The 18,603-nt window shown below is 62.7% G+C and carries 19 protein-coding genes and 1 pseudogene; 11 read left to right on the top strand and 9 right to left on the bottom strand.

What is annotated here, in order from left to right:
• The first annotated feature begins 117 nt into the window (after positions 1–117).
• From JQ558_RS10175 to JQ558_RS10155, 6 genes and pseudogenes are all read left to right on the top strand, one after another.
• Entirely contained in the window at positions 118–915 is a 798-nt protein-coding gene (locus tag JQ558_RS10175; RefSeq protein ID WP_212293560.1) for a DUF6602 domain-containing protein, read from the top strand.
• 17 nt (positions 916–932) lie between these two features.
• Complete coding sequence (locus JQ558_RS10170; protein ID WP_212293559.1) at positions 933–2,036, top strand: HNH endonuclease; 1,104 nt, start codon at positions 933–935, stop codon at positions 2,034–2,036.
• Between the two features lie 164 nt (positions 2,037–2,200).
• A complete protein-coding gene (locus JQ558_RS37195) occupies positions 2,201–2,401 on the top strand; it encodes a GDCCVxC domain-containing (seleno)protein (protein ID WP_249142422.1) in 201 nt (66 codons plus the stop codon).
• A gap of 19 nt (positions 2,402–2,420) precedes the next feature.
• Positions 2,421–3,329: pseudogene (locus JQ558_RS10165) on the top strand (YifB family Mg chelatase-like AAA ATPase); the annotation flags it as partial.
• A 1,010-nt stretch (positions 3,330–4,339) separates the two neighbouring features.
• The gene (locus JQ558_RS10160) at positions 4,340–4,807 is read left to right on the top strand and encodes a hypothetical protein (protein WP_212207578.1); all 468 of its coding nucleotides are present in this window, start codon (positions 4,340–4,342) and stop codon (positions 4,805–4,807) included.
• A gap of 150 nt (positions 4,808–4,957) precedes the next feature.
• Positions 4,958–7,207 (top strand): PAS domain-containing hybrid sensor histidine kinase/response regulator, encoded by a 2,250-nt coding sequence (locus tag JQ558_RS10155; RefSeq protein ID WP_212293557.1) that lies wholly within the window; start codon positions 4,958–4,960, stop codon positions 7,205–7,207.
• Between the two features lie 100 nt (positions 7,208–7,307).
• Here JQ558_RS10155 and coaA read toward each other — a convergent pair whose 3' ends face one another.
• The 7 genes from coaA to hisB all read right to left on the bottom strand — a co-directional run bounded on the left by coaA (position 7,308) and on the right by hisB (position 12,114).
• Entirely contained in the window at positions 7,308–8,264 is a 957-nt protein-coding gene (gene coaA, locus JQ558_RS10150) for a type I pantothenate kinase (protein WP_192736144.1), read from the bottom strand.
• 15 nt (positions 8,265–8,279) lie between these two features.
• The gene (locus JQ558_RS10145; RefSeq protein WP_212293556.1) at positions 8,280–8,603 is read right to left on the bottom strand and encodes a phosphoribosyl-ATP diphosphatase; all 324 of its coding nucleotides are present in this window, start codon (positions 8,601–8,603) and stop codon (positions 8,280–8,282) included.
• Between the two features lie 80 nt (positions 8,604–8,683).
• Positions 8,684–9,460, bottom strand: a complete 777-nt coding sequence (gene hisF, locus JQ558_RS10140; RefSeq protein WP_212293555.1) for an imidazole glycerol phosphate synthase subunit HisF — start codon at positions 9,458–9,460, stop codon at positions 8,684–8,686.
• A 10-nt stretch (positions 9,461–9,470) separates the two neighbouring features.
• Positions 9,471–10,220, bottom strand: a complete 750-nt coding sequence (gene hisA / locus JQ558_RS10135; protein ID WP_212207581.1) for a 1-(5-phosphoribosyl)-5-[(5-phosphoribosylamino)methylideneamino]imidazole-4-carboxamide isomerase — start codon at positions 10,218–10,220, stop codon at positions 9,471–9,473.
• Positions 10,208–10,858 (bottom strand): imidazole glycerol phosphate synthase subunit HisH, encoded by a 651-nt coding sequence (gene hisH / locus JQ558_RS10130; RefSeq protein ID WP_212274466.1) that lies wholly within the window; start codon positions 10,856–10,858, stop codon positions 10,208–10,210. Before hisH ends, hisA begins: the two co-directional genes overlap by 13 nt.
• Positions 10,855–11,385 (bottom strand): DUF2628 domain-containing protein, encoded by a 531-nt coding sequence (locus tag JQ558_RS10125; protein ID WP_212207583.1) that lies wholly within the window; start codon positions 11,383–11,385, stop codon positions 10,855–10,857. The genes hisH and JQ558_RS10125 overlap by 4 nt, the downstream gene beginning before the upstream one ends.
• A 135-nt stretch (positions 11,386–11,520) precedes the next feature.
• Positions 11,521–12,114 carry an imidazoleglycerol-phosphate dehydratase HisB gene (gene hisB, locus JQ558_RS10120; RefSeq protein WP_212207584.1) on the bottom strand — a complete coding sequence of 198 codons (594 nt, stop codon included), beginning with the start codon at positions 12,112–12,114 and terminating at the stop codon, positions 11,521–11,523.
• A gap of 179 nt (positions 12,115–12,293) precedes the next feature.
• Between hisB and hslV the strand changes: the two genes are divergently transcribed.
• The 5 genes from hslV to JQ558_RS10095 all read left to right on the top strand — a co-directional run bounded on the left by hslV (position 12,294) and on the right by JQ558_RS10095 (position 16,581).
• A complete protein-coding gene (gene hslV / locus JQ558_RS10115) occupies positions 12,294–12,845 on the top strand; it encodes an ATP-dependent protease subunit HslV (RefSeq protein ID WP_212207585.1) in 552 nt (183 codons plus the stop codon).
• A gap of 15 nt (positions 12,846–12,860) precedes the next feature.
• Positions 12,861–13,343 carry a GNAT family N-acetyltransferase gene (locus tag JQ558_RS10110; RefSeq protein ID WP_212207586.1) on the top strand — a complete coding sequence of 161 codons (483 nt, stop codon included), beginning with the start codon at positions 12,861–12,863 and terminating at the stop codon, positions 13,341–13,343.
• Positions 13,340–13,951, top strand: coding sequence for a DUF2585 domain-containing protein (locus JQ558_RS10105; RefSeq protein WP_212274462.1), 612 nt, complete (start codon positions 13,340–13,342; stop codon positions 13,949–13,951). Before JQ558_RS10110 ends, JQ558_RS10105 begins: the two co-directional genes overlap by 4 nt.
• Before the next feature lie 41 nt (positions 13,952–13,992).
• Entirely contained in the window at positions 13,993–15,294 is a 1,302-nt protein-coding gene (gene hslU, locus JQ558_RS10100; RefSeq protein WP_212207588.1) for an ATP-dependent protease ATPase subunit HslU, read from the top strand.
• A gap of 162 nt (positions 15,295–15,456) precedes the next feature.
• Entirely contained in the window at positions 15,457–16,581 is a 1,125-nt protein-coding gene (locus JQ558_RS10095) for a hypothetical protein (RefSeq protein WP_212207622.1), read from the top strand.
• Here the strand turns inward: JQ558_RS10095 and JQ558_RS10090 are convergent.
• Positions 16,578–17,174, bottom strand: a complete 597-nt coding sequence (locus JQ558_RS10090) for a Smr/MutS family protein (RefSeq protein WP_212274460.1) — start codon at positions 17,172–17,174, stop codon at positions 16,578–16,580. The two genes, JQ558_RS10095 and JQ558_RS10090, sit on opposite strands and share 4 nt — an antisense overlap.
• Positions 17,171–18,544 (bottom strand): murein transglycosylase A, encoded by a 1,374-nt coding sequence (locus JQ558_RS10085; protein WP_409410506.1) that lies wholly within the window; start codon positions 18,542–18,544, stop codon positions 17,171–17,173. Before JQ558_RS10085 ends, JQ558_RS10090 begins: the two co-directional genes overlap by 4 nt.
• Positions 18,545–18,603 lie beyond the last annotated feature (59 nt).

Here is an 18,603-nt window from a genome sequence, read left to right as displayed (position 1 = left end):
CTACCCCGCTCAAGGGCATTCCGAGCGGCTCGGGCGCACATACTAAGCCCACACCTAGAGGCAATCGGACCGCTGCGGGGTCCTTCGCGAGGCATTTTAGCCGCAACAGGAGTGCACATGGCGAAACGTGCGACCAGTTCTGGGGCTGGTTCGAGCCCACATCTCTCATACATGTCGGCGCTTCAGGATATTGCTGACCAGTCGCAACGCGAGCTGGGACGCATGATGCCCCACGCCGGGGAGCGCGGGCGCATCGCCGAGGAAATTATAAAGAGCGTTCTGTCTCGCACGCTGCCGAAACGCTTCTCCATTGGCACCGGCGTAGTCATCTCCGCCCACGGCGACGTTAGCCGCCAAACCGACATTGTGATCTATGACAATTTCTTCAACTCGCCGTTGCTTTCCGAGTTCGGCGCCTGCTTGTTCCCTGCTGAGATTGTCTTCGCCACGATTGAGGTTAAGTCGGTGCTGACGAAGCGCGAGCTTCGAACCAGCATGGATGCCATCATGCAGATGCGGAAGGTCGGATCGCAGAAGAAGTATGTTGTCCCCGTCACGATCAGCGACGTTGCGAAACCAAGTCGAACAGCAACGGTCCGGTACACCGAAAAAACGCCGCCGAGAAACTATATCGTGGCATTCGCGCAAAAGGGACTAGGTCCAAACTATCAGCGCTTCTGTGAGAAGCTAAGGGCATGCCTTGATGAAGATCATTCCCATGTACACGGCGTCTGTATCCTGGATGAAGGTTGGTTCGCCGGAAGGCGTGCGTACAAAAGGCCAGCGGAGTTGTTTGGCGGCGAGGGAAATGGTTTGCTACAGCTCTACAGTCACATCCTAAAGGCTCAGCAGAACTTCGCGGTTCACGCAATGGACTTGGATGCGTACTTGCCGAAGGAACCTTCTCAGGTGTGAGAGCAGAGGCCTTGCATATGTCAGAGAGCACCGAGGGACCTAAGGACGACAGGAAGGCACGGTGGAAGACCGATGAAAACGGCAACCTCCTTTCTTATCCGTTGACCGGATTTGAATTAGCTCAACTCGTCGGTTCGGAGCGCTGCGGGCTAAGACTTGAATTTGCCACTGCTGAAGACCAGCGACGGGCCCTGCAGCTTAGCATCGAGCCTTCTGAAGCTCTTCGGTTGGGCAACACCCTAGGAATACTCGCGGACCACATGCGGGGCGCCGATCCTCGTCCCAAAGCTCTGAAAGGTTCGATTGACGACATCACGCAGCCAGCGCCCTATCCACGCGTAGGACGCTGCATCTACTGCGGCGCAACGCGTTACTCCGAGGAGCGTGAGCGTCTCGGGGATGAGCACATAGTACCGCTCGCGCTCGGCGGCGAGGACATCCTACCGCAAGCTGCCTGCGGGAAGTGCGAGGGAAAGCTCAATTCCTACGAACAGTTTTGCCACAAGCTTACGTTTGGAACGCTCAGGTATCATCTGGGACTGCCCACTAGGCGACCCAAGGAGCGACCAAAGACACTTCCTTTGGAATGCACGATCAATGGAGAACGGGTTACACGGGACGTACCCCTCGACAACGTGCCTGTGAGCCTGCTTCTTCCGATTTTTGACCTGCCCGACATTCTCTTGGACAAGGACCCGACTGAGCGCAACATCTACACGGAAAGGTTCGTGATGAGGCAGCTGCCGCCCGTTAGCTTGAAGTGGGGAAATGAGAATGACATCTCAAGCATCAGTTCACCGTCAGCAGGCGTTCAGGGGATTAAGTTCGCGTCATTGATCGCAAAGATTGGACATGCGTACGCGACGGCTGTGTGCATTAACAACCCGGAATTCCAACCCATGCTGGCCGATCTAGTTCGCAAAGAGACAGGCCCTCATCCGTTGCCGTATTTGGTGGGAGGAGAGACCGAGATTTTGCCTCCGACACCCAGTCTGCACGAAGTTGGGCTCCTGCGAAGACGAACGCGCAAACACACGCTCATCGTAGTTCGAGTGCGCCTTTTTGCTTTCCTCGCGACCCCAACTTATTACGCAATCGCAGGAGCATGCCCAATACGTTGACCAAGATATTGAGGCCCTCAGGTGCGTTAGCGGTAGACGCACGACAGTGCAGTCTTCAGCTCGGCGGCGGCGGCGGCCTTTGAACCCAAGGAACTAGAAATCGCTCGGCGGAGCGAGACGATTAGGGTCCCATCTGCCCATAGGGGACCCGCTGGAGAATACTGATGGAATTGCGATCAACACTGACGTGCCCAGCATGTGGACATACGGCTATCGAGGCGATGCCAACGGACGCCTGCCAATTCTTCTATGACTGTCAGGGCTGCAACCAGCGGCTCAAGCCTAAGCCCGGCGACTGCTGCGTCTTCTGCTCATACGGCACCGTTTCATGCCCACCCATACAGGCCGGACTGAGCTGCAAATAGGCGGCATTCCCATTGACGAAATCACTTGCTGATGATCGGCTCGCCAGGCGCCGGCAAGTCGATGCTGGCGGCGCGGCTGCCCTCGATCCTGCCGCCGCTGTCGCCGTCCGAACTTTTGGAAGTCTCGATGATCGCCTCGGTCGCCGGCGAAATCCGCGACGGCGCATTGACGGCGCGGCGGCCGTTCCGGGCGCCACATCATTCCGCCAGCATGGCCGCGCTGACCGGCGGCGGGATGCGGGCAAAACCCGGCGAGATCTCGCTGGCGCATCAGGGCGTGCTGTTCCTCGACGAATTGCCGGAGTTCGATCCGCGCGTGCTGGACTCGCTGCGCCAGCCGCTGGAGAACGGCGAGGTCGCGGTGTCCAGGGCCAATCACCGCGTCACCTATCCGGCGCGCTTCATGCTGGTCGCGGCGATGAACCCGTGCCGCTGCGGCCACGCCTATGAGCCCGGCTATTCCTGCAAGCGCGGCCGGATCGACCGCTGCACGTCGGATTATCAGGTGCGTATTTCGGGGCCGATGATGGACCGCATCGATCTGCGCATCGAAGTGCCGGCGGTGACCGCCGCCGACCTGATCCTGCCGCCGCCGAGTGAAGGCTCGGCCGAAGTCGCCGCCCGCGTCGCCGCCGCGCGCGACGTTCAGCTCGCGCGGTACGCGGCGGCCGGCACGCCGCATGTCCGCACCAATGCCGAAGCGCCGGCGTCGCTCCTGGAAACCATCGCGCAGCCGGATGCGCAGGGACAAAAGCTGCTGCGCGACGCCGCCGAGACCATGAAGCTGACCGCGCGCGGCTATCATCGCGTGCTGCGCGTCGCCCGCACGCTGGCCGATCTCGACGGCGCGGAAAAGATCGGCCGGCTGCATCTGGCGGAAGCGTTGTCGTATCGCGCCTTGGCCGACGATGCGCGGCGCGCGGCGTGAGTCGTAGGGTGGGTGGAGCGCAGCGATACCCACCAGCTTCGTCGCCAGCCATTGATGGGTATTGCGGAGCCTGTCATCGGGCGCGCATTGGCGCGACCCGTTGGCTCCACCCATGCTACAAGATCGAACGATCACCTCTTGCACTCGGGAGTCAGAAAGCCGAAACAATTCAACTGCGGTTGTTGCCTTAGGACTGTGCCGGACCCGCAGTCGCCAAGTCGTCACTCTGGCACCACGCAAGCCGTCCCGGCGGGCCGCTTTCTAATCTTGTCGCGACAAATTGACCCGACGGTCAAATCAGTTCTGAGTTTCAGAAATCATGTCAAGCAGAAAATTTCTGTAAATCAAAAATATTTCTGTTGTCGGCCGGCCCAAATCAGTGCGCATCTATCGCAATCCCGCCCTGGTCAGAAGGGCGTCGGCCGTCGTCACGGACGTTGGGCGGGTTGCGGTGGACGCTGGGCTCACGTCTGACGATGGCGTGGATCGAGCGTACGGCAAAACCGTGTGGTCCTGGCACCCGTTGCTGGTGTCAAGCTGTCGGAGAAGCGCAAGCGGAAACGGCAGTGACGGAGTCAATCAAGAACTCGTCTCCGGGGAGAGCACGGCATAAGCCGTAAAGCCACTGCGCAGGGAATGTCGGATGTTCTCCGCTGCCCTGTATGCTCGTGTGCGCATTTTTCTGTGCAAATTGCACACGGGACCGCGGGTGCAGCGCGCATCCGGCATTCCCTGCGCCCTCTTAATTCTGGGGGCGGAACGAATTTACAAAGCTCGGGCGCAATGCGTCGCGAGATCGCGAACACATATTCAGTTGTCATCACCCGCGCATGCGGGTGATCCAGTATCCCAGAGACGACGATGATTGAACCGATAAGCCGCGGCGTACTGGGTCCCCCGCTTTCGCGGAGGACGACACCGCGCCTCATAAACCCCGTAGTAACGAGTTTTCTTTACCCTCTGCCAACCATAAGCTCCCTGTCGCGGGTTTGTGCTGAGTGGGTAGTGTCATGTTGCGTTTCAAGGTTCTGGCCTCGGTGGTTCCGCTGGCCGTCGTCGCCCTGTTCGCCCGCGGCGAGTTTTCGACCGGTCCGCGCCCCTGCATCGAGGTTGCGGGCGCTTCGGTCCAGATCGCGGCGCTGTCCTGGCAGGCCGAACGTCACGTCAGTTTCACTCATGATCCCGGCCGCGCCACCGTCCGCGTCCAGATCTCCGACAGCGCGGAAGCGGCGGACTTTACCGTCATTGACGACGTCGACAGCACCGAGCGTGGGGCCTGCGAAAGCCATTCGCCGCCGCAGCTGGTCGCGATTTCCAGTTCGCCGTCGCCGTCCGAACCCGTCATCTATCTCTCGACGGAGGGACCCGCCGATTACCGCATCTTCGTGCGCTCGAAGAGCTTTTCGGTGCGCGATGCCGCCGCTCTCATCGTCAGCGCCCGCGGCGCACAGCCTCGCGTCGTGGCCGCCTCGCTGTGAGTTAACACTTCATCAACCCTGTTCTTATCGCACCCGCGAAAGGCAGCCAGCCTCAAGCACTTTTCAAGATCGGCGACGCATCGTCTCTCGGGACGCACCGGGCGAATCGAGCCGCCTCAATTCGAGCAAACAATCTCAGGGTAACTGACGATGGGGCGGACTTACCGGATCAAACTATACTTCCGGCGCTTTGGCCGCCGGTATCCCTGGGTCAGCTTCACCCTCCGCTCGTTCATCGTCTTTTCCGCCACCTTTGGCGGCGCCTACGGCTTCATTACCGCAAGCCGCTCGGAAATATCCGGCTACAATCCGCACACCTTTGCGATCGGCATCAGTTTCCTGTTCGCGATCGCCTGCGTCGCCCTGGCCGCCCAGAGCGCCCGGTTTCGCTTCCTGCGCAAGAAGATGCACAAGGTCGCCCTGCACAATGAAGCGATGGCGGACCGCAACTGGGAACTGCAGGAGGCCGAGCAGCGCACCCGCCGCCTGTTCGAATCGCAGGGCGATTTGATCATCCTGCGCGACACCGACGGCCGCATCACCTTCGTCAACGATGCCTATTGCGAACTGGCGCAAGCGCCGCGCGAGGCCCTGATCAGCAGCACCGCCACGCTCGAAATTCTGGAACAGGGCGACAGCGTGCTGGAGTGGAACGGGACGCGTATCCATGACCAGAAGATCGCCGGTCCCGAGGGGCCACGATGGATCGCCTGGCGTGAAGCGCTGGTGCGCAACGATGCCGGCGGGCCTTCCGAAATGCAGAGCGTCGGCCGCGACGTCACCAACCGCACCGAGAGCGAGCGCGCGCTGGCCGAGGCCCGCGATCAGGCCGATGCCGCCAGCCGCGCCAAGTCGCGCTTCCTCGCCATGGCGAGCCACGAGATCCGCACGCCGCTGAACGGCATCATCGGCATGAGCGGGCTGCTGCTGGATACGCCGCTGACGCCGGAACAGACCACCTACGTCAAGGCGGTGAAGACCTCCGGCGACGCGCTGCTGTCGCTGATCGAGGAGCTGCTGGACTATTCCAAGATCGAGGCCGGCAAGATCGACCTCGAACATCGCGCCTTCGCGCTGCCAGAGCTGATCGAGGGCATTACCGAATTGCTGGCGCCGCGCGCGCAGGCCCGCAAGCTCGAGATCGCCGCCTATATCGACGAGCGCCTGCCGATGGAAGTGGTCGGCGATGCGGCGCGGCTGCGCCAGGTGCTGCTCAATCTCGCCGGCAACGCCATCAAGTTCACCGCGACCGGCGGCGTCGCGTTAATTGTCGAGCCCGGCATCCGTCCGGGTGAAGTCAGTTTTGTGTTGCGCGACACCGGCATCGGCATCGCTCCCGAGGCGCAGGACCGCATCTTCCGCGAATTCGAGCAGGCCGACGACCGCATCGCGCGCAGCTATGGCGGCACCGGATTGGGCCTCAGCATCAGCGACCGCATCGTCAAGCGGATGGGCGGCCGCATCACGCTGGAGAGCAAGCCCGGGTCAGGTTCGACGTTCGAGGTGACGATCCCGCTGCCGGCCTCCGATTCCGGCACGCCCAAGACGTTTGCCGCACCCGACCTGACCGGCCAGTCGATCATGCTGGTGTCGCCGCAAAGCATCGAGGCCTCGTTGACCGCGCGGCGGCTGCAGCGCTGGGGCGGCCAGACCTGCATGGTTTCCGACGCCGACGTCGCCGAGGCGCTGCTGCCGGAGCGGCTCTGGCACGCCATCCTGATCGATCACGCGCTCGGCACCAAAGCCATCGAAGCGTTCGGCGAGGCCGCACGGCTGCACGCCACCCAGCGCATCGTGATGTTCACGCCGGCCACGCGGCAGGAGCTGCAACCATCCGCGGCATCCCCCTTCACCGGTTATCTGGTCAAGCCGCTCCGCGCCGCCTCGCTCGCGGGGCGCCTGACGGCCACGCCTGAGATCTCGGCGCCGAGCGTCGTCAGCGATGCGATGACCGGCCTCGACGAGCCTGCCCCGACGCCGGCGCCGGCGAGCAAGGGGCTTTCGATCCTGGTCGCGGAAGACAATGAGATCAACGCGCTGTTGATGCGCTCCTTGCTGAGCCGGCTGGGGCACCAGGCCGTCATCACGACCAATGGCGAAGAGGCGCTGGAATCCTGGCTGTCGGCCAAGTCAGCCGGCGCGGGCTATGATCTGGTGCTGATGGACATCCAGATGCCGCAGCTCAACGGCATCGAAACCACCAAGCGGATGCGCACGCTGGAATCCGGCCTGCCCGGCCGCCGGACGCCGATCCTGGCGCTGACCGCCAACACGCTGGTGGAAGATCGTTACGCCTGTTTTGAAGCCGGGATGGACGGTTTCCTGATCAAGCCGCTCGACCGCGAGAAACTGGCGGAGGCGATCGCAGGGCTGGCAGCGTCGCGGCACATCGCGGCGTGACATCAATCGTAGGATGGGTTGAGCTCTTCGCGAAACCCATCAATGACTGGCGACGACGCTGATGGGTTTCGCAAGGGCTCAACCCATCCTACGAAGCTAGCTACAGCCGCCGCAGCGCCACCGTCTCGACGACGTGATCGGCGCCCTTCTTGAGAATCAGCGTCGCGCGCGGCCGGGTCGGCAAGATGTTGTCTTCGAGATTGGCAAGGTTGGTACGTTCCCAGATCGCCAGCGCCGTTGCCGTCGCCTCCTCGTCGGAGAGCGGCGCGTAACGATGGAAGTAGGACCGCGGATCGGTAAACGCCGTGTCGCGCAGCGCGAGGAAGCGCCGCACATACCATTGGCGCAGCACCGCTTCGTCGGCGTCGATATAAACCGAGAAGTCGAAAAAGTCGGAGACCACAGGAACCGCCTTGCCGTCACGCGGCAGGCGGCCGGTCTGCAACACGTTGACGCCCTCGACGATCAGGATGTCGGGGCGGTCGACCTCGATCCACTGGTTGGGAACGATGTCGTAGGTCAAATGCGAATAGACCGGCGCGCGCACCGGCCGGCGGCCGGCCTTGATGTCGCTCAGGAACGACAGCAGCATCGGCAGGTCGTAGCTCTCGGGAAAGCCCTTCTTCTGCATCAGGCCCTGCCGCTCGAGCACGGCGTTCGGAAACAGAAAGCCGTCGGTCGTCACCATTTCGACCTTGGGCCGCGGCGACCAGCGCGCCAAGAGCGCCTGCAGCACGCGCGCGGTGGTGGATTTGCCGACCGCCACGGAGCCGGCGACGCCGATGATATAGGGCACCTTGCGGTCGCGGATGCCGAGGAACTGGCGCTGCGCCTGGTAGAGCCGCAAGGTCGCGTCGACATAGATCGACAGCAGCCGCGACAGCGGCAGGAAGATGTCCTCGACCTCCTGCAAATCGAGGCGGTCGTGCAGCGAACGCAGCCGTTCGAACTCGCCCGGCTCCAGCGTCATCGGCGTGTCGTCGCGCAATCGCGCCCACTGCTCGCGGGTGAAGATCCGGTAGGGGTTGTATTGCTGGTCCGTCGCCCGAATATCCATGGCGTCGCCTCTTGCTCAATCGCGCTTGCGCGCGGCTTTTTCTTCCAGCCCGGACTGGTTGGTACGTTGCCCGAGCGCGGTCTCGACTTCTTCCAGCGTCACGCCGCGCGCTTTGAGCAGCACCAGCAGATGAAACAGCAAATCGGCGCTTTCGGCGATCAGGTGGTCGCGATCGTTCTCGACCGCGGCGATCACAGTCTCGACCGCTTCCTCGCCCAGCTTCTTGGCGCAGTGCTCCGCGCCCTTGTCGAGCAACTTGCGGGTGTAGGACACCTCTCCCCCCGATGCGGCCCGGGCATCGATGGTGGCGGCCAGATCATGAATGGTGAAACGTGGCATCGACTGAACTCAACAATTGCGCCGGCTGAAGGCCCGCGCCATCCCGATCACGGACTTAGCACTTTTGTGACGGGGAGTCGTCAGGGATCGAGCCGCATCGGCAGCCCGGCCCGCACCATGTGCTCCTTGGCTTGGCGAATGGTAAATTCGCCGAAGTGGAATATCGAGGCCGCCAGCACCGCGGTGGCGTGGCCCTGGCGGATGCCGTCCACGAGGTGGTCGAGATTGCCGACGCCGCCGGACGCAATTACCGGTACGGGAACACTGTCGGCGATGGCCTGTGTCAGCGGCAGGTCGAAGCCCTGCCTTGTGCCGTCCCGGTCCATCGAGGTCAGCAGGATTTCGCCGGCGCCGAGCGAGACCACTTCCTGGGCGTATTCGATGGCGTCGATCCCGGTCGAATTGCGCCCGCCATGGGTGAAAATCTCCCAGCGGTCCGAGCCGCCGGCGCGCTTGACCCGCTTGGCGTCGATCGCGACCACGATGCACTGCTCGCCGAACTTTTCGGCGCCCCGCTTGACGAATTCACGGTTGGAGACCGCCGCGCTGTTGATCGAGACCTTGTCGGCGCCGGATCGCAGCAGCGTCTTGATGTCGTCAATCGTCCGCACCCCGCCGCCGACCGTCAGCGGCATGAAGCAGGCCTCCGCCGTCCGCCTGACAACGTCGAGCATGGTGCCGCGGTTCTCGTGGGTGGCGGTGATGTCGAGGAAGCAGAGCTCGTCGGCGCCGGCGGCGTCATACGCAATCGCCGCTTCCACGGGATCGCCGGCGTCGCGCAGATCGACGAAGTTGACGCCCTTGACCACGCGGCCGTCCTTGACGTCGAGGCAGGGGATCACGCGGACCTTGAACATCGTAGTCTCCCTACGCCGCGCTGCGCGCGTTGCGGATCAGCGCCAATGCGGCTGCGGGATCGAGCCGGCCGTCATAGAGCGCACGGCCGGCAATCGCGCCCGCCAGCTTTTTGGCGCGCGGCTCCAGCAGCGCCTTGACGTCCTCGATGGAAGCAAAGCCGCCGGAGGCGATGACGGGAATCGAGATGCTCTCGGCCAGCGCAATCGTTGCGTCGAGGTTGAGGCCCTTGAGCAGACCGTCGCGCGCGATGTCCGTAAAGATGATCGCGGCGACGCCGGCGTCCTCGAACCGTTGCGCGATTTCGAGCACGGTCACCTGCGAGGTCTCGGCCCAGCCTTCGACCGCGACCTTGCCGTCGCGGGCGTCGAGACCGACCGCGACGCGGCCGGGGAATTTCTTCGCGGCGCTCTTCACCAGTTCCGGGTCGCGCACCGCGGCGGTGCCGATGATTACCCGCGCAATGCCCTTGTCGAGCCAGGCCTCGATCGTCTTGAGGTCGCGAATGCCGCCGCCGAGTTGCACCGGCATCGTGACCGCCTTCAGCATGCCTTCGACGGCGAGCGCGTTCATCGGCTTGCCGGCAAAGGCGCCGTCGAGATCGACGACATGCAGATATTCAAAGCCCTGATCGGCAAAGGCGCGCGCCTGCGCTGCGGGATCGAGGTTGAACACGGTCGCCCGCGCCATGTCGCCCTGTTCGAGGCGCACGCACTGGCCGTTTTTCAAATCGACAGCGGGAAAAAGGATCACGGCTTCCATTTCAAAAAGTTCGAGATCAGACCCAGCCCGAAACGCTGGCTCTTTTCCGGGTGGAATTGCGTACCGATCGCGGTGTCCTTGCCGACCATCGCCGTTACCGGCCCGCCATACTCGGCGCGCAGCAGCACATCCGCTTCATGCGAGGCGTTGAGGTGATAGGAGTGCACGAAATAGGCGTGGCGGCCCTTCGGCCCGAGCGGCAGGCGCTCCAGCACCGGGTGCTCGCGCACCATGTCGAGCGTATTCCAGCCCATGTGCGGAATTTTCAGGTTCTCTTCGCGCGGCGTTATCTTTTCGACGTCGCCCGCGATCCAGTTGAAGCCGTCGGTGGTGACATGCTCCTTGCCGCGCGTCGCCATCAGCTGCATGCCGACGCAGATGCCGAAGAACGGCCGCGCCTTGGAACGCACGGCTTCCGTCATTGCCTCGAGCATGCCGTCGACGGCATCGAGGCCCCTGCGGCAATCGGCGAAGGCACCGACGCCGGGCAACACGATGCGATCGGCGCGGAATACCGCTTCGGGATCGCGCGTCACCATGATCTTCGGCGAATTTTCCATGCTGCGCGCGGCGCGCTCGAACGCTTTGGCCGCCGAGTGCAGATTGCCCGAGCCGTAATCGATGATCGCAACGCTCATCGCAATCCTCCCGGCTCGGGAAACAGGCCGATGATGCCGCCTTGCGGCATCGGCGGCGGTTTTGAAAATGGCTGGCCCGGAATGTTGCGGGTCGGCGGCGGTCCGCCGCGCTCAACCGCCCATTGGTCGTTGGTGAGACCGCGCTGCCTTGCGGTCCAGCGATCGAAGAAGCGCTGCTCGGCGGCTTCCTCGTCATCGGCCACCACGATATCGAGCTGCCGCCATTTGCGCCGCGAGAACGTCCAGCGCCGCAGGCTGGCCGCTTCAAAGCCCATCAGAACCGCAACCAGGAAATTGGCGAACAGGATGGTACCACCGCCGGCGCCAAGCGCCCTCAGGCCGAATGCAATCGCAACTGTCAGCGCGATCCAGCCGATCAGCGCCAGCCACAGACGATGCCAGACAAGCCACGGCAGGCTCGCCACCGCGGCCCAGAAATGGAAGCCGTCGCGGACGAAAATAAACCTATCGGTCGACGCCAGATCGGCGCCGCCATTGACCGGGGCATGCACTGTATAGACCGGCATCGTCACTCTCCGCCGCGAACCAGATCGAGCTGATTGGTCAGTCCGATCAGCCTTTTAGTTCAAGCATGGACCGTTTCGGGGAAACCGGTGCCCACTTTCGCCAGCGGGGCCCCGGGTCCAGATCATGGTCCAAAATCAGCCGCCGAGCTGACCCTTGGTGGATGGCACTTCGCCTGCGGTTTTTGGGTCGATGGCAACCGCCGTCCGAAGCGCCCGGGCCAAACCCTTGAAGCAGGATTCGGCGATATGATGGCTGTTCTCGCCATATATGGTTTCGACGTGCAAAGTCACGCCGGCGTTGGTCGTGAACGCGTTGAACCATTCGCGAACCAGCTCGGTGTCGAATTCGCCGATCTTGTCGCGCGGAAAATCGGCCTTGAACACCAGCACCGGCCGGCCCGAAATGTCGATCACGACGCGCGTCAGCGTCTCATCCATCGGCATGTGGATCGAGGCATAGCGGGTGATCCCGGCCATGGTGCCGAGCGCCTGCTTGACGGCCTGACCCAGCGCGATGCCGACGTCCTCGGTGGTGTGGTGATGGTCGACATGGAGATCGCCATCCGCCTTGACTGTGATGTCGATGCGCGAATGCCGGGCCAGGAGGTCGAGCATATGGTCGAAGAAGCCGATACCGGTCGAAACCTTGGACACGCCCGTGCCATCGAGGTTTACCGCCACCTCGATGTCGGTCTCCTTGGTCTTGCGCTTGATGGTCGCTGTGCGCATGAAATGTGCTTTCCTTTGCCTCTTCCCGGCCGAAAACGCGGCCCTTTTAACAGGCCGAAGTCGCCTTCGCCACTGCGGGATCGTGCTTAAAAGGCTCAACTTCCCCCTATGGTGACCAAATCCGGCCGATTGTAACGGTGCGCTCGAACCCCTAAATCTGGTCGGACACGAGGTATTCCATGCAAGCATCCCCAAACGAGCCGTCGGTCTGGCACGGCACCACCATTTTAACGGTCCGCAAGGGCGGCAAGGTGGTGATCGGCGGCGACGGCCAGGTCTCGATCGGCCAGACCGTGATCAAATCCAACGCCAAGAAGGTCCGCAAACTCGGCAAGGGCGACGTTATCGGCGGCTTTGCCGGCGCCACCGCTGATGCTTTCACCCTGTTCGAGCGGCTGGAGAGCAAGCTGGAGCAGTATCCGGGTCAATTGACCCGCGCCGCGGTCGAACTCGCCAAGGACTGGCGCACCGACCGCTATCTGCGCCGCCTGGAAGCGATGATGATCGTCGCCGACAAGGACGTCTCGCTGGTGCTGACCGGCACTGGCGACGTGCTGGAGCCGGAGGCCGGCGTGATGGCGATCGGCTCAGGCGGCAATTATGCGCTGGCCGCCGCCCGTGCGCTGATTGATACCGACAAGGATGCCGAGGCCATCGTTCGCCGCGGGCTGGATATTGCCGCCGATATCTGCGTCTACACCAACCGCAACGTGACGATCGAGACCCTTTAGGGAGAGTGGCCGGTCATGGCTCCGCCTTATGTCTTCCGCCCGATGACCACGGCCGATCTGCCGCTGATTCAGCGTTGGCTTCTGGAACCCCATGTCGCCGAATGGTGGCATGATCCCGAGACCTTCGAGTTCGTCAGTGGCGACCTGGATCATCCTGATGTGGCGCAATTCATCGTGACGCTGGATGGCCAGCCGTTCGGCTATCTGCAATGCTATCGAATGAGCGACTGGGATAGCGGCTTTGGTCAGCAGCCGTTCGGCACACGGGGGATCGACCAGTTTATCGGCGAAGCCGATATGATGGGGCGGGGCCACGGGTCTGCATTCATCAGCGCCTTCATTGAAGGGCTGCTGAGGAATGACACGCCTCGCGTCGTGCTCGATCCCAAGCCAACGAATGGTCGCGCCATACGGGCCTATGAGAAGGCGGGATTCGTTAGAGATCGCTTGGTCGATACCCCCGACGGCGAGGCTCTGCTGATGGTCCGCAACCTATGACCACAGACAGCGCCGCCGCACGGCCTCCCTTCGCCAACAGTGTTACGGCCGGGCGCTGGCTGTTGATGGCCGCCGTCATCCTGGTGCTGCAAGCCTTGATCCTCTATGCGATGGGCCGCCTGCCGATCTGCGCCTGCGGCTACGTCAAACTCTGGCACGGCGTGGTGCAGAGCTCGGAGAATTCGCAGCACATCGCCGACTGGTACACGCTGTCGCATATCCTGCACGGCTTCCTGTTTTATGGCGCGGCCCATCTCGTGTTTCCGCGGCTGGCCTGGCCCGGCCGGCTGATCCTCGCGATGCTGGTCGAGGGCGCCTGGGAACTGGTCGAGAATTCAAATTTGATCATCGACCGCTATCGTGCCGCCACCATCTCGCTGGATTATTACGGCGACACCATCGTCAATTCGATCTCCGACAGTTTCGCCATGATCGGCGGCTTCCTGCTGGCGAAAAAACTCCCGGTCGCGGCCACCGTGGCGCTGGCCCTGGTGTTCGAAATCGTGTTGGCGCTGCACATTCGGGACAATCTGGCGCTGAACATCATCATGCTGCTCTACCCCGTTGAAGCGATAAAGCAGTGGCAGGCCGGCCCGCCGATTATCTAGGCCGCCTTGCCGTGAACGAAATTTCACCCTAGCTAAAGCCAATGACCGACTTTTCCCCCCGTGAAATCGTATCCGAACTCGACCGCTTCATCGTCGGCCAGGCCGACGCCAAGCGCGCCGTCTCGATTGCGCTGCGCAACCGCTGGCGGCGGCTGCAGCTCACCGGCAATCTGCGCGAGGAGGTGCTGCCGAAAAACATCCTGATGATCGGGCCAACCGGCGTCGGCAAGACCGAGATCGCGCGACGGCTGGCGAAATTGGCCGGCGCCCCCTTCATCAAGGTCGAAGCCACGAAGTTTACCGAGGTCGGTTATGTCGGCCGCGACGTCGAGCAGATCATCCGTGATCTCGTCGAGGTCGCGATCTCCCAGACCCGCGAGCGCAAACGCAAAGACGTGCAGGCCCGCGCCCAACTCGCGGCCGAGGAGCGCGTGCTCGACGCACTGGTCGGGCCGGCTTCCAGTCCCGCCACCCGCGATTCCTTCCGCAAGAAGCTGCGCGCCGGCGAACTCAACGACAAGGAAATCGAGATCGAGACGTCGTCGTCCGGCGGCATGCCGATGTTCGAAATCCCGGGCATGCCCGGCGCCCAGCTGGGTGCGATTTCGATCGGCGATATCTTCGGCAAGATGGGCGGACGGACCAAGACCCGCCGCCTGACGGTCGAAAACTCGCACGAGACGCTCGTGAACGAAGAATCCGACAAACTGCTCGACAGCGACCAGCTGGTGCTGGAAGCGATCAACGCGGTCGAGAACAACGGCATCGTGTTCCTCGACGAGATCGACAAGATCTGCGTGCGCGACGGCCGCACCGGCGGCGATGTCTCGCGCGAAGGCGTGCAGCGCGACCTGCTGCCGTTGATCGAAGGCACCACCGTCTCGACCAAGCACGGCGCGGTTAAAACCGATCATATCCTGTTCATCGCGTCCGGCGCGTTCCATATCGCAAAACCGTCAGACCTGTTGCCCGAGTTGCAGGGCCGGTTGCCGATCCGCGTCGAGCTGGAAGCGCTAACGCGCGACGACATGCGCCGCATCCTGACCGAGCCGGAGGCGTCGCTGATCAAGCAATATATCGCGCTGATGCAGACCGAAGGCGTCACGCTCGACATCACCGACGGGGCGATCGACGCGCTGGCGGATGTCGCGGTCGCCGTCAACTCCACCGTGGAGAATATCGGCGCGCGGCGCCTGCAGACGGTGATGGAGCGCGTGCTCGACGAGATTTCCTTTGCCGCCCCGGACCGCCACGGCGAGACCATCAAGGTCGATGCCGACTACGTGCAGAAGCATGTCGGCGATCTCGCCAAGAACGCGGATTTGAGCCGGTTTATTTTGTAGTATCAAAGATTGTCGTCCCGGCCTTGAGCCGGGACCCATAACCCCGGTCGTCTATTGTTGAACGAAGCCATCAACCCTTGTGCTAGGCAACGACGGCCGCGGCGTATGGGTCCCCCCGATGCACACTGCGCATCTGAGCTCAAGGCCGGGACGACGATGACGATAAATTTGCGGGTCTGGCAAACCCCCTGGCGCTTGATGCTTGCCGTCAATGTCGCCGTGTTTGTCGGGGTATTCCTGCACAAGATCGCGCTGCCGCCCTTCGTCCCCTACATTCATCTGCTGGTCGACTATCATTTCGGCTTCACCAAGCGCGCGCTGATCGGCGCGATCGTGGCGCTGTTCACTTCGAAGATCCCGGTGTGGCTGGTGTTCGCGATCAGTGGCGCGGTCTGGCTCATCACGGCGGGCCTGTTCGTGCGACTGTTCAGGCGGACGTTCGGTTTCGACGACGCGCATCTGCCGTTGTTCGTGTTCATGGTAGGCTCACCGTTCTTCCTGAAGAATTTCATGCACACGCTCGGGCATTTCGACATCTACGGATGCCTGTTTGCGATCTGCCTCTTACTGATTCCGGCGCGCTCGCTGTTCTATGTGCTGCTCGCCACGCTGTTCTCGATGATCCTCGTGCTGATTCACCATATTCATCTCCTGATGTATGTGCCGACCATCGCGGCCATCGTGGTGCTGCGTTATTATCTGGTGCAACCGCTGAGCCGCACCGGCGTGATCGCGGGCTTCGCCGCGCTTGCCGCCACCGGCATCCTTTTCTTCGTCGCGCAATTCTACGGGACGATGGCGGTGTCCGAAGCAGATTTCGTCGCTTATCTAAAGGGCCGGATGGCCGATCCCAGCCGCAGTAACCTGCTGAGTTTTGCCTATATCTGGTATCAGCCGTTGTCGACGGAAGTTGCCGACACCTGGCAACGCCTGCCGCATAATCTGCTCGGCTTTCCGATCTTCGCGCTGCTGATCTGGCTGCACACGCCGCTATGGCGATATTTTGCAGAACTGATCGCTGCGCTATCCGTCGAACGCCATCGCCACATCGTCAAGGCGGTGATCGCCGTCATCAGCCTCTTCTATCTCGTGATGTTTGCGATGGTGTTCGATTATTCGCGCTGGATTTCGAACTGGGCGGTGTGCCTGTTCCTGCTCCTGCACGCGGTAAAGGCCCTGCCCGCCTCGCGCGAGGTGACGCCGATATCGACCGATGATCGGAAGACCATGGTCTTCGGCTGGATCGTCACGCTGATCCCGCGCGTCGGGATCGTACGGCCGTTCTAGCGAACCCTTCGTACCCGCACATACAGCGCGCCCTCGCCGCCGTGGCCGATATGGGCCTCCTCGAAGCCGACCACCAGCGAGCGGAATTCCGGCAAACCCAACCATTGCGGCACCTGACGGCGCAACACGCCGCGCTCGGCCTCTGAGCCGCCCACTTTGCCCTTGCCGGTGATGATGAGCACGAAGGTGAGGCCATCGCTGTGTGCGCGCTGCAGGAAGGTAAGCAGCACGCGGTGCGCGCGGATCTGCGTCATGCCGTGCAAATCGAGCCGGGCGTCAATCTCTTTCCGGCCACGCGAAAGCTGTGAGCGTTCACGGCGTCCGATCGGCGCCAGCGGTGGCGGCTCCGGCCGGGACGGGGGAATGATTCGTGGCGAAGGCGTCGCCTTTGGTGACGCAACAGGCTTGGCAGCGGCACTGGCTTCCGCCTCCGGCGATGCGGCCGGCGGCTTCACGGTGCGGTGCCGCTTGCGCAGCGGCTTGACCTGCTTGGCCACGCTTTCCCACAGCGCACGCTCCTCTTCGCTGAGGCTGCGCTTGCGCCGCGGCGGCATTGGTATTTCGGGGATCGAGCTCGACGTCCGGCGTTTCATTGACGGTGGTGGCGGAAACGGCGGATGTGGCGGTGCCGCGGTTCGGAAACCGGTTTGACATCGGGCCGGGCCGCCGGCAACGGCACCGGTTTTACCACGGCGGCCTGCGCGGCGGATGTGGGTGCGGTCGCGGGCGGCGTTGCAGCGGGAGTGGCGGGAGCAGCGTTCTTGGGATCCTTCAGTGGATCAACCTGCGGAAACAGCTTTGCGATTTTCTCCGACGGCCGTTCGTCCGGCACCGGCAGCTTGCGGCCCCGCGCGGAGGGATCGAGGCTCTTCGGCAACAGCATGACAAAACGCATAGGATGGCGGAAGCGGCCTGCCACCTTGCCGGCATCGGCTCCGGCGCCGAGATAGAGATCGGCACGGGCCGGCCCGACGATCGCAGAGCCCGTGTCCTGCGCGATCATCAGCCGGCGAAACGGCGTCTTGGACGTTTCGGTGTCGATCGGCAAATCGCCCTCGATGAAGAATGGCGTGCCGTAGACATGCAGCGCCTTATCAACCGCGATCGAGCGACCCGGCGTCAGCGGCACACCCTGGGCGCCGACCGCTTCGTCCTTGTCGGAGAGGTTTACCTCGCGGAAGAACACGTAGGACCGGTTCTGGCGTCGCAATTCGTTGGCGCCATCGGGGTTTGCCGTCATCCACTCCCGGATCTTCTGCATCGACATCTGATCCCTGGGGATGATGTTGCGTTCGATCAGGATGCGGCCGACCGGGGTATAGGGATAACCATTATGCGCATCGTAATTGATGCGAACGGTCGAGCCATCATCGAGGCTGACCCGCGCCGACCCCTGGATCTGCGAGAACAGCAGATCGGTCTGGTCCTTCAGAAAGCAGATTTCGAGGCCACGGCCCTCGATCGCTCCGTCCTCGATCTCGGCGCGATCGTAATAGGGCACCAGCTTGCGGCGGCCAATCTTGCGAAACACCTTGCCCCCGTTGGGCAAACCGACCGAGCTCTGCGTGACGCCGCGAACGAACAGATTGGACGGCCGGCGATAGACCGGCACTTTGTAGACCTCGTTCTCCGTCCGCGAGCCGTCGACGATGGGCTCGTAATAGCCGGTGACAAAGCCCTCGGGCTCGCCGAGCCGCGATATCCGCAAGGGCAGAAAATGCTCCTCGAAGAACGCTTTCGCCCTGGCGCCGTCGGTTAGCTCAAGGCCCCTGGCGACGCGGCAGGGATCGCGCAGCGAGGTACCAATTGCTTTCGGTTCGGATGGTGGTTTGGTTTGCGCTGCTATCGGCTTGCAGCTGTCGCGAAAGGTCTTGTAGGCGGCGAGATGATCGTCTTCGCGCCAGCCGGTGATGTCGGACCAGGCGACCGGCGCATATTGGGTGTTGGTGATCTGGAACGGCAAATCCAGCTGCGGATAAGGAAGCTGACGCTCGGATACCGGATGCGGTGGCGGATGAGAAT

Origin of the sequence: Bradyrhizobium sp. AUGA SZCCT0160 (genome assembly GCF_018130105.1) — a bacterium.
Lineage (GTDB): Bacteria > Pseudomonadota > Alphaproteobacteria > Rhizobiales > Xanthobacteraceae > Bradyrhizobium.
This window is presented reverse-complemented; position numbering and strand designations above follow the sequence as displayed.

Bases quoted from the DNA above. Each gene is read 5' to 3' on its own strand.
- JQ558_RS10105 (WP_212274462.1), top strand. From the start codon at position 13,340: ATGACCACAGACAGCGCCGCCGCACGGCCTCCCTTCGCCAACAGTGTT.
- JQ558_RS10160 (WP_212207578.1), top strand. From the start codon at position 4,340: ATGTTGCGTTTCAAGGTTCTGGCCTCGGTGGTTCCGCTGGCCGTCGTC.
- hisF (WP_212293555.1), bottom strand. From the start codon at position 9,460: ATGTTCAAGGTCCGCGTGATCCCCTGCCTCGACGTCAAGGACGGCCGC.
- JQ558_RS37195 (WP_249142422.1), top strand. From the start codon at position 2,201: ATGGAATTGCGATCAACACTGACGTGCCCAGCATGTGGACATACGGCT.
- JQ558_RS10170 (WP_212293559.1), top strand. From the start codon at position 933: ATGTCAGAGAGCACCGAGGGACCTAAGGACGACAGGAAGGCACGGTGG.
- hisH (WP_212274466.1), bottom strand. From the start codon at position 10,858: ATGAGCGTTGCGATCATCGATTACGGCTCGGGCAATCTGCACTCGGCG.
- hslV (WP_212207585.1), top strand. From the start codon at position 12,294: ATGCAAGCATCCCCAAACGAGCCGTCGGTCTGGCACGGCACCACCATT.
- hslU (WP_212207588.1), top strand. From the start codon at position 13,993: ATGACCGACTTTTCCCCCCGTGAAATCGTATCCGAACTCGACCGCTTC.
- JQ558_RS10155 (WP_212293557.1), top strand. From the start codon at position 4,958: ATGGGGCGGACTTACCGGATCAAACTATACTTCCGGCGCTTTGGCCGC.
- coaA (WP_192736144.1), bottom strand. From the start codon at position 8,264: ATGGATATTCGGGCGACGGACCAGCAATACAACCCCTACCGGATCTTC.
- hisB (WP_212207584.1), bottom strand. From the start codon at position 12,114: ATGCGCACAGCGACCATCAAGCGCAAGACCAAGGAGACCGACATCGAG.
- JQ558_RS10145 (WP_212293556.1), bottom strand. From the start codon at position 8,603: ATGCCACGTTTCACCATTCATGATCTGGCCGCCACCATCGATGCCCGG.
- JQ558_RS10175 (WP_212293560.1), top strand. From the start codon at position 118: ATGGCGAAACGTGCGACCAGTTCTGGGGCTGGTTCGAGCCCACATCTC.
- JQ558_RS10090 (WP_212274460.1), bottom strand. From the start codon at position 17,174: ATGAAACGCCGGACGTCGAGCTCGATCCCCGAAATACCAATGCCGCCG.
- hisA (WP_212207581.1), bottom strand. From the start codon at position 10,220: ATGGAAGCCGTGATCCTTTTTCCCGCTGTCGATTTGAAAAACGGCCAG.
- JQ558_RS10125 (WP_212207583.1), bottom strand. From the start codon at position 11,385: ATGCCGGTCTATACAGTGCATGCCCCGGTCAATGGCGGCGCCGATCTG.
- JQ558_RS10110 (WP_212207586.1), top strand. From the start codon at position 12,861: ATGGCTCCGCCTTATGTCTTCCGCCCGATGACCACGGCCGATCTGCCG.